The organism is Streptomyces sp. NPDC055632 (genome assembly GCF_053618675.1).
This window is the reverse complement of sequence record NZ_JBSHHY010000002.1, coordinates 499,560-508,806: the sequence shown is the minus strand read 5'-3', so window position 1 is coordinate 508,806 and position 9,247 is coordinate 499,560. Positions and strand designations below refer to the sequence as shown.

Annotated in this window: 6 protein-coding genes, 1 tRNA gene and 1 pseudogene; 6 read left to right on the top strand and 2 right to left on the bottom strand. The window is 66.0% G+C overall.

Annotated elements, in window-relative coordinates:
- Nucleotides 1–126: 126 nt before the first annotated feature.
- Entirely contained in the window at nt 127–591 is a 465-nt protein-coding gene (locus ACWGSR_RS04970) for a GatB/YqeY domain-containing protein (RefSeq protein WP_376232938.1), read from the bottom strand.
- A gap of 73 nt (nt 592–664) precedes the next feature.
- Here ACWGSR_RS04970 and ACWGSR_RS04965 point away from each other — a divergent pair, with 73 nt between their 5' ends.
- Nucleotides 665–1,603 carry a metallophosphoesterase gene (locus ACWGSR_RS04965; protein ID WP_376232940.1) on the top strand — a complete coding sequence of 313 codons (939 nt, stop codon included), beginning with the start codon at nt 665–667 and terminating at the stop codon, nt 1,601–1,603.
- A gap of 99 nt (nt 1,604–1,702) precedes the next feature.
- A tRNA-Pro gene (locus ACWGSR_RS04960) sits at nt 1,703–1,776 on the top strand.
- 683 nt (nt 1,777–2,459) lie between these two features.
- Here ACWGSR_RS04960 and ACWGSR_RS04955 read toward each other — a convergent pair.
- Nucleotides 2,460–3,731, bottom strand: a pseudogene (locus tag ACWGSR_RS04955) (IS701 family transposase).
- A 186-nt stretch (nt 3,732–3,917) separates the two neighbouring features.
- Between ACWGSR_RS04955 and ACWGSR_RS04950 the strand changes: the two are divergent.
- The 4 genes from ACWGSR_RS04950 to fxsT form a co-directional block, all read left to right on the top strand.
- The gene (locus ACWGSR_RS04950) at nt 3,918–4,220 is read left to right on the top strand and encodes a hypothetical protein (protein ID WP_453563579.1); all 303 of its coding nucleotides are present in this window, start codon (nt 3,918–3,920) and stop codon (nt 4,218–4,220) included.
- A gap of 102 nt (nt 4,221–4,322) precedes the next feature.
- Complete coding sequence (locus tag ACWGSR_RS04945) at nt 4,323–5,456, top strand: TIR domain-containing protein (RefSeq protein ID WP_453563577.1); 1,134 nt, start codon at nt 4,323–4,325, stop codon at nt 5,454–5,456.
- 487 nt (nt 5,457–5,943) lie between these two features.
- The gene (locus ACWGSR_RS04940) at nt 5,944–6,693 is read left to right on the top strand and encodes a hypothetical protein (protein WP_453563574.1); all 750 of its coding nucleotides are present in this window, start codon (nt 5,944–5,946) and stop codon (nt 6,691–6,693) included.
- A gap of 124 nt (nt 6,694–6,817) precedes the next feature.
- Nucleotides 6,818–9,247, top strand: a 2,430-nt coding sequence (gene fxsT / locus ACWGSR_RS04935) for an FxSxx-COOH system tetratricopeptide repeat protein (RefSeq protein ID WP_453563571.1), incomplete at its 3' end; no start/stop codon positions are given.

Sequence of the window (9,247 nt, the reverse complement as noted above, 5' to 3'; positions counted from 1 at the left end):
GGGTCATCTTCGACTGCGGCCGTTACCGGTACGGGTACGGGTTTGCGTTCCCGGTGGACCCCCGCGCGCCCGTGTGTGGGCGCCCCCGCACGACGGGGGCGCCCTCTCTCGTACTCCTCGCGGGAATCAGCCCGCGAGCAGCCTCTTCACGGCGGCGGCGACCCGGCCGCCCTCCGCCAGACCGGCCACCTTCGGGTTCACGATCTTCATGACGGCGCCCATGGCGCGCGGCCCCTCGGCGCCCGCCGCCTTCGCCTCCTCGACGGCCGCCGCGACGATCCCGTCGAGCTCCTCGTCACCGAGCTGCTTCGGCAGGTACGCGTCCAGGAGGACGCCCTCGGCCCGCTCGCGCTCGGCGGACTCGGGGCGACCGCCCTGCTCGAAGGCGTCCGCGGCCTCGCGGCGCTTCTTCGCCTCCTTCGCGATCACCTTCTGCACCTCGTCGTCGGAGAGTTCGCGCTTGGTCTTGCCCGCGACCTCCTCCTTGGTGATCGCGGTGATGGTCAGCCGCAGGGTCGAGGAGCGCAGTTCGTCGCGCTCCCTGATCGCGGCGTTGAGGTCGTCCTGGAGCTTCGCCTTGAGCGTGGTCATGACCCAAGTGTGGCAGGTGCCGCACCCCGACCGCCCGCGCATTTCCCTCGCACGGGTCTGCGACGATGGGGGAATGCGCGCACGGTACGGGATCCCCCTGAAGATCACGGCAGGCCTCACGGCGACGGCCGCGGCCGGACTCGTCTACGCGGCGGGCTTCGAAGCCCGCTCCTTCCGGCTCCGCCGGGTGACGGTCCCGGTGCTCCCCCGGGGCATGGGCGACCTGCGGGTCCTCCAGGTCTCCGACATCCACATGGTGAGCGGCCAGCGCAAGAAGCGGGCCTGGCTCCAGTCGCTCGCCGGGCTCCGCCCGGACTTCGTCGTCAACACCGGCGACAACCTCTCCGACACCGAGGCGGTGCCGGAGGTCCTGGACGCGCTCGGGCCGCTGATGGAGTTCCCGGGCGTGTACGTCTTCGGCTCCAACGACTACTACGGCCCCAAGCTGCGCAACCCCGCCCGCTACCTCCTGGAGAAGGCGCAGGGCCGCCACGGCCTCAACGGCAACAAGCCGGCCGTCGGCGCCGTCCACAACCCCTGGGAGGGGATGCGGGACGCCTTCGACGCGGCGGGCTGGGTGGACCTCACCAACACCCGGGGGCGGCTGAAGCTGTCGGGGGCCGAGCTGGCGTTCACCGGCCTGGACGACCCGCACATCAAGCGCGACCGGTACGACCGGGTGGCGGGCGGCCCGGACCCGGACGCCGACTTCACGGTGGGCGTGGTCCACGCCCCGTACCTGCGCTCCCTGGACGCCTTCACGGCGGACGGGTACGAGCTGGTCCTGGCCGGGCACACCCACGGCGGCCAGCTCCGCGTCCCCCTCTACGGGGCGCTCGTCACCAACTGCGACCTGGACACGGACCGGGCGCGGGGCCTCTCCACCCACACGGTCGGGAGCCGCACGTCCTACCTGCACGTCTCGGCGGGCTGCGGCACCAACCGCTTCACCCCGGTCCGCTTCGCCTGCCCCCCGGAGGCCACCCTCCTCACCCTGACGGCCCGCCCCTGACCCCGGGGCGGCGCCCCCGAATACCGGATTTCGCCTCAGCGCGCGCGTGGGCTAAAGTAATCGATGTCGCCGCGACGTGAACACGCAGAGCAGCGACATCGGGGTGTAGCGCAGCTTGGCAGCGCGCTTCGTTCGGGACGAAGAGGTCGTGGGTTCAAATCCCGCCACCCCGACAGCCGAAACAGCAGGTGAGGCCGATACTGATCTCAGTACCGGCCTCACCTGCTTCTGTCTGCGCACCCACCGCTTCCCGCGTAGAGCGCCCGCTCGCTGGCATCACTCAGGCACGTTCTCGATCTTCGAATTGCCGTCGGAGCGCTTCGACGCACTAGGCCAGCATGTCGAGCGTCCGCTGGGGCTTCCGAGGCTTGGGGCTCATCCTGCAAGACCCAGGCCCATGCGGCGGTTCGGAGGGGCTGAGGGTTCCCTTACCGGTCCAAAACAATGTTCGCCAGGCCGCACGCGAGCCAGCCCGTCGCCGCACCTCCCGCCCCCCGAGGCGAAGCAGAGGTTTCCTGCAGGGATCCACCACTGTCACCTCTGATTTCCGTGCAGGCCGCCCGCCATCACCGCGACTTTCGAAGCCCATGGCTTCGCTGCCAGTAGTGGGTCGGACAGGATCAGGGGCAATGTCCGGAGAAACCTGGCCTTGACGATCTTGCCGACGAAGCCGCTGCGACCGGGGAGGCCAGCTCCACGGATCCAGCCAGCCGCTCAAAAACGAGCCTCAAGGCTATGACTCGATGTGGTGCTTCAGCAGGAAGGCCTGCAGACCATCCGTCCCACCATCCGCCTACAAGGCTGTGGTCACCTCAGAAACGCTCTACCGCCCTAATCTCCAGTGCGGTTTCGTGATCTATCCGCTGGCTACGCGTCGTCGGTAATGGCTGCGCCGGGCTGTTGCCTGATGGCGTCTGCGCCAGTTCGACCAATGCAGCAGTCTGGCCGGGGACACTGCTGGTGGGTTGAAGACAGCGGTGAACAGGTGGCGGATCTCCGGAACGATCAACGAGATCGGGTTGCTGCCCCGGGTGTGGTGATGTGGGTCGGCTGGTCGGTCGAGGACTGCATCGGCGGCGACGGCGGCGACGGCGGCGAGGAAGACCAGCGCGAGCATGGCGAGCGTGACGTGACGGTGCCACGAGGTCCAGTGCCTCACCTGGTAGTGATCCAAGCCGACCTGGCCTTCGGCGGCCGGAAGCACTCTTCTACGCTCCAGCGGCTGCCGACCACGCGGACGAGTTCGCCCAGGGGCACTGCGGCGGGTGACCAGCACAGGGAGAAGGCGAGTTCCCTCGTGGCAGGGTTGCGGCGGATCAGCAGATGGCGGTGCTCGCCGGTGCCGATACGGATCCACGTCCAGTCGTAATAGCGCAGGCCCTTCGCACCGTTGCCGGCGCTTTGCCGGTGCCAGGCAGCCTGGGGCAAGCGGTCAACGACCGTGTCCGTGCGAATCGGTGTGCGGCCGGAGTTGACCCGGATCCGGATGGAGCGGGCGATGGCTAGAACACAGCCGGTCCCGCGGGCCTCCAGGGCGGCACGAAGCCGCGGGTCCTGCCCGTATGCCTCGTCGCCGGTCACTCACGGTGCTTCCACCCCGGCGTCCAGCGCGGCAACGATCATCTCCCAGGCCAGGCTGGGTTTGGTCGTGAACCGCACCTCGTCGGGTATCCCGGCCGCCTGGCGGCGCTCGGGATCAGTGCACCAGGAGCGCTCAGGCAGACAGACCCGGCGGTCGATCAGCGCCCGCCCCCGGCCGGTAGTGTCGGCGAGAAAAATACCGACCTGGCTGTTCTCGATACGTCCGGCGGTGCCGGTGTACTGCCGCTGCACGCCCGCCAAGACCCGGCCTTTCTTCAGGAGGCCGGTCTCGTCGACGACCAGCATGCCACCATCGCCACCGAGGTGACCGACGGCGTAAGCGCGGACTTCGTCGCGGACGGCATCAGCGTGTCTCCCAGCGGGCGCTTCGCAGCAGCCGCCGCATCGGCCCGGAACGTGCGTGACCAGTCTGTTCGGCCAGCCGCCAGCAGCTCTTGCGCTCCACGCCGGACAGTAGTCCGAGCAGGTACGCGCGGGCGGTGGCCCGCGGTTCCACCCGTCGGAACCCGCCCGCGATCCGGGCCATGGCCTGGTCGAACAACGCCCGCCACCGGACCGGGTCCACGCTCTGGCCCGCGGCTACCGCACGATTTTCAGGAGTTCACACAACCCCCGATGATCACGCGCTGACCGGTCTCGCTCCTGGCCGGGTCCAGGGTGGTACCGAACCCCTTGCTTCGGTCCGACGGCCCCTGATCGACACAATGAGCACATGGACAGCGAACCTCTGCGGATTCCCCTTGATCAGCTCCGGCACGCCTTCGAACTGGCACTGCAACGCATCGAAGCGTCAGCCGGCAGCACTGTGGCGCTCGAACGCGACTACTTCTGGTCTGTTCCGGGCGACGAACTCTACGACGTCCCCAACGAACCGAGAACGATCACGATCGGGCAGCTCTCCGAGTCATGGCAGCACCTTGAAGACCTACTCGCCGACCCGGACCGGGCCGTGGGACACCACCTGGTCTGGCTCGCCGATGTCCTCCGCGCAATCGGACAGAACACCGTCCGGTAACCAGCGCACGCGTGACGTGACGTGGAACTACGAAGTCACACTGGAGTACTAATCAGATCAAGCCCAAGTCAAGCATCACCCCGATTGACTACTCTCTATTTCATGACGAACGCACAACCCGCCGGGTTCTGGAGCTACACACATCGCGATGACCAACTGGATGAAGGGCGAATCGCACGACTGTCCGAACAAATCGCCAACGCGTTCGAGATCATTACCGGCGAGCCGCTCGAGATCTTCCTCGACAAGAAGTCGATCGAGTGGGGCGACGCGTGGCGGATGCGACTCGACTCTGCACTTACAGGAACAACCTTCCTCATCCCAATTGTCACACCTAAATTCCTCAAGAGTCAGGAATGCAGGCGCGAGGTGATCAAATTTGCTGGACACGCCGCCAGCCTCGGGTTAGAAGAACTGCTGCTTCCAATTCATTATGTGAACGTTCCTCAACTCGCACAGGGAGCAGAGGAGCAGCCTGACGATGAAGTCGTCGAGCTAATCGCGAAACGACAGTGGGTGGATTGGCGGGAACTTCGACTGGAAGAAGAGGACTCTCCCGCATACCGGAAAGAAGTCCACAAACTGGCCCTGAAAATCTCTGAAGTCATCGAGATGGCACCTCCCATCAGGCCGGTCGAATCACCCCAGTCGAGCCGAGGCCCTGAAGAACAGCCTGGGTTCATCGAAGTCATGGCGAAGGCCGAGGAAGCACTGCCGACATGGCTGGACACCGTTCAGAGGTTCGCAGGGATCATCGCCCTCATCGGCCAGGAGTCTGTATGGGCATCCGAGAAAATGAATTCCTCTGACGCGCGAGGAGGAGGTTTTGCCGGGCGAATGCGCGTGGCGGAACAGCTCGCAGAACGCCTTACCGTTCCAGTTGGCGAAGTGGATGAGCTAGGAACACAGTACTGGGACGCCCTGTCCTCGATCGATCCAGGGATCATCGGTTTCATCAGGCGTGCAGGAGAAAGTGACCTATCCGAAGAAGATCGACAAGCAGCTCAAGAGTTCTTCAAAGAGATCGCGGAACTATCAAGCGTGACGAAGGGAACGACCGCACAACTTCAAGAATTCTCTGACAGCATCGGAGGGGCCGCTCGGTCCAGCAGCCGCCTGAGGCCACAGTTCAGGACGATTCAGGCAGCGGTACAGAAGGTCATTGACGGTCAGACGGTGATCGACGAATGGAGTCGAATGATCGGCGAAACCAACCTGGGAGGCGACCAACTATAGACAATTGAAAGCCACCGCCAATGAAGCTGTCATTTTCCAGAATTATGATCCCGGTACTCGAAAGTCGAAATTGTGGATAAGGGGCCTGGCCCACCGAAACGGGTCAGGCCCCTCAACGTTTCCATCGGTCGTATGCGAAGCCGCGTACCGATCCCGCCCTGTCGGCCGAAGCCGGTGGGCACGTACGGCGGCGGATCCAGCCGTCAAGGGAGGTGGCCGCGTATCACCGCACCACACCAGGAGCGCAGAGCATGACACTGCCTCGGAAGATCCGCGCCACTCCGTCGGTCATTCGGCATCCCCTGCCCATCGCCTGTCCGGTGCGTTCGGCGGTCCGGCGCGAAGCATGGGTGAGGCCTCACCTCCGGTGGGGGCGGACAGGCGAATCCGTTCCACACATATACCCCTTCCCGCAAGGAGCGTTGAAGGTACCGGTGGCGATCAGTACTGTCAGTGGACAACAGGGAGTCAGGGGGAGGTTCTTGTGGTGACGCGCCGCGATCGTGCGTGGGGCCCCGGTGCCCGGACAGTCGCGCGGGCGGTGTTCGCCGGGTTGGTCGGTGCGGTGGTCGGCATCGCCGCGTACTCCATCAGCCAGACCGGAGGACAGCTTCTCTCGGTCGTAGTGGGCGGTCTGGTCGGGATCGCCGTCGTACTGGGGGCCGAGTTCTACCGGCGGTCTGCGCAGCTGACGGAGGTCCAACTCACCCTCCCTGGGAGCGTGATGATCTTCGCCGCGAACACAGACATGCGGCAAGCGGCCCTGCGAATGTTCTTCCAGGCCTCCACGCGGGTAGCCACCCGTCCGCTCGATGACGGCAGCGGGAACCTCCGTGAAGCGCTGACCTCCCTCAAGACTCTCTTCGACCTGTACCGGGAGCCGCTGGAGTCCGGCACCGCGCCACCGCCACCTTCCAAAGGCAACTCCGTCCATGAACTCGTCCTGGACATACTCAACTTCGAGCTCGCCCCGTTCCTCGCGAAGTGGCATCCACTGATGAGCGCCTGGGAAGCCTCCCAGGGTGAACGGGTGGACGAGACTGCGTGGCCCGACAACGCCGCGTTCCGTGCGGATCTCAAGGAACTCCAGCTGCGTCTGCGTCCCTACGTCATCGGCCTCGGGGAGATCGCCGGCGTCCGTGAGCCGGAGCGGCACCTGCGCCGGTCTGGTTGGAGCCCGGCGGGTGGGAACGAGTCGGTTCCCACTCAGCGGGAGACCGGACTCGACGCCCGTTGAAACGGTCAGGCCGACCGTACGGCGACAACGGCGACCGCGGCGTTCTCCTGCGCATCCTTACTCCGCGCAAGATCATTGACTGTCACAGCAACACGGCAAGTACAGGATCACTCGGGGGGCCACGATGACCGAGCGCACGCAGCGGTTCTTCATCAGTTACGCAGGCTCAGACCGCCTCTGGGCGGAATGGGTCGGCTGGCACCTGGAAAAAGCCGGCCATCAGGTCATCCTCGACGTCTGGGACTGGCGAACCGGTGACGACTTCGTGGACCGCATGGATCAGGCTCTCGAAGCGGCCGACGCCGTTGTGGCCCTCTTCTCAAGGTCCTACTTCGAGAAAGGGCGATGGACTCAGGAGGAGTGGACCGCAGCCGTTGCCCGCAGGGGCCGTGTCATTCCCCTCGCCCTCGAACCCGTCACCACGGACGACGTCCCTCCGCTCCTGGCCGCGAAGCTCCGCAAGGACCTTCACGGCATGGACGAGGCCACTGCCCTGACGGCTTTACGGGAGGCAATCAACGGCGGGACACGTCCGGCCGACAATCCAGCCTTTCCGGGCAACACCTCTATGACGGAAACGGATTCCGTCCCGGACGGCGCAAAGCCCAGGATTCCGAACAGCGCCGGCCAACCAGACGTGTGGAACGTGCGCCGCCACAACCCCGACTTCTCCGGCCGCGAAAGCGAGATCGTTCGGCTCCGTGACGGACTGCTCGGCCGGGGGCAGTCTTCGGCACAGGTGCTGCACGGGATGGGCGGCATCGGCAAGACCCAGATCGCGCTGGCGTACGCCCACCGCTTCCGTAGCCAGTACGACCTGGTGTGGTGGGTCGACGCCGAGCGGGTCGACCAACTGGCTGTCCACTACACGGAACTGGCCGACCGCCTCGGTATCGCCAAACCCGGTACGGGGTCCGAACACAACACTCGTATCCTCTTGCAGCACCTGCGCACCCAACAGCGCTGGCTCGTCATCCTCGACAATGCCGAAGATCCCTCGCAGATCGAGCCCTGGCTTCCCGAAGGCCCCGGCCACGTCCTCATCACCTCGCGCAATCCCGACTGGCGCGGTGTCGCGCACTCGATCGGCCTGGACGTCTTCACCCGCTCCGACGCCATTGCCTATCTCGAACTCCGCGTCCCGGGCATCACGTCCGAGCATGCGGACGCCCTCGCAAAGGACCTCGGCGACCTTCCCCTGGCCCTTGCACAGGCCGCAGGCGTCATCAGCAGCGGTATGACCCTCGACCGGTACCGCCGACTCGTCACCACCAGCACGGCGAGGATCCTGGAAAAGGGCGATGCCCCGGGGTATCCGGCTTCACTGGCTGCCACGGTCGGCATTTCCACCGACCGTCTCGCCAGCAGCCATCCCGAAGCCCTCGCCCTCCTGCGGCTCGGCGCCTTCTTCGGGCCCGAACCCATTCCGACTGGTTGGCTGGAGAGTGCCCGCCCCAGGCTGAACACCATTCCCGGTGATCCGGACGACTTCATGTGGCCGCACAACGCTTTGCAGCCTCTGAGCCGTTACGGACTCGCCCGCGTGGACCACGAGACTTTCCAGATCCACCGCCTCACGCAAGCGGTAGTCCGTGACCAAGTCGTCTCGGAGCAAGCCGGGATGATCCACAGCGACGTCGCGGCTGTCCTCCGAAATGTCGAACCGGGCGACCCGGAGGCCCCGGAATCCTGGCCCGGCTGGGCCTCGCTCGCCTCCCACCTCACCACCCGGCACGTCGTCCTCGACGACCGTCCGGAGCTGAGGCCCCTCCTGCTCAAGGCCGCGCTCTTCCTCATTCGGAGCGGCCAGCCCCGAAGCGCACACGACCTGACTGCCTCACTGCGCGAGTCGTGGATCTCCGAACTCGGTCAGGAACACCCGGACACCCTCACCTGTACGCAGTACCTCGGCCACGCGACCAATGACCTCGGTGACCTCAGAGGAGCTCTGCCTCTCATCGAGGACACGTTCGCCCGGCGAGAGCGGACCCTCGGTGACGACCACTCCGACACCCTTCAGTCCGCCAATGACCTGGCCGTGATCCTGAGCATGACCGGCGAGGGCACAAAAGCCCATCGCTTGTACGAGGACGTGCTTGCCCGACGGCGACGCGTCCTCGGCGACGACCACCTCGACACTCTCCGCTCGGCCCACAACCTCGCCGCTGCCCTGCACACCCTCGGCAAACCGATCGAGACCCGTCGCATCGTCGAGGACACTCTCGCCCGACGGCGCCGCATCCTCGGCGACAACCACCCCGACACCCTCGACTCGGCCCACAGTCTCGCCGTCACCCTGCACACCCTCGGCGAACCAGCCGAGGCCCACCACATTGCCGAGGACACCCTCGCTCGACGGCGACGCGTCCTCGGCGACAACCACCCCGACACCCTCAGCTCGGCCCACGGCCTCGCCGCTGCCCTTCGGTCCATCGGTGAACCTGCCGAGGCTCGTCGCCTCGATGAGGACGCCCTCGCCCGACGCCGCCGCATCCTCGGCGACAACCACCCCCACACCCTCGACTCGGCCCACAGTCTCGCCGTCACCCTGCAC

Bases quoted from the DNA above. Each gene is read 5' to 3' on its own strand.
- ACWGSR_RS04965 (WP_376232940.1), top strand. From the start codon at position 665: ATGCGCGCACGGTACGGGATCCCCCTGAAGATCACGGCAGGCCTCACG.
- ACWGSR_RS04945 (WP_453563577.1), top strand. From the start codon at position 4,323: ATGACGAACGCACAACCCGCCGGGTTCTGGAGCTACACACATCGCGAT.
- ACWGSR_RS04970 (WP_376232938.1), bottom strand. From the start codon at position 591: ATGACCACGCTCAAGGCGAAGCTCCAGGACGACCTCAACGCCGCGATC.
- ACWGSR_RS04950 (WP_453563579.1), top strand. From the start codon at position 3,918: ATGGACAGCGAACCTCTGCGGATTCCCCTTGATCAGCTCCGGCACGCC.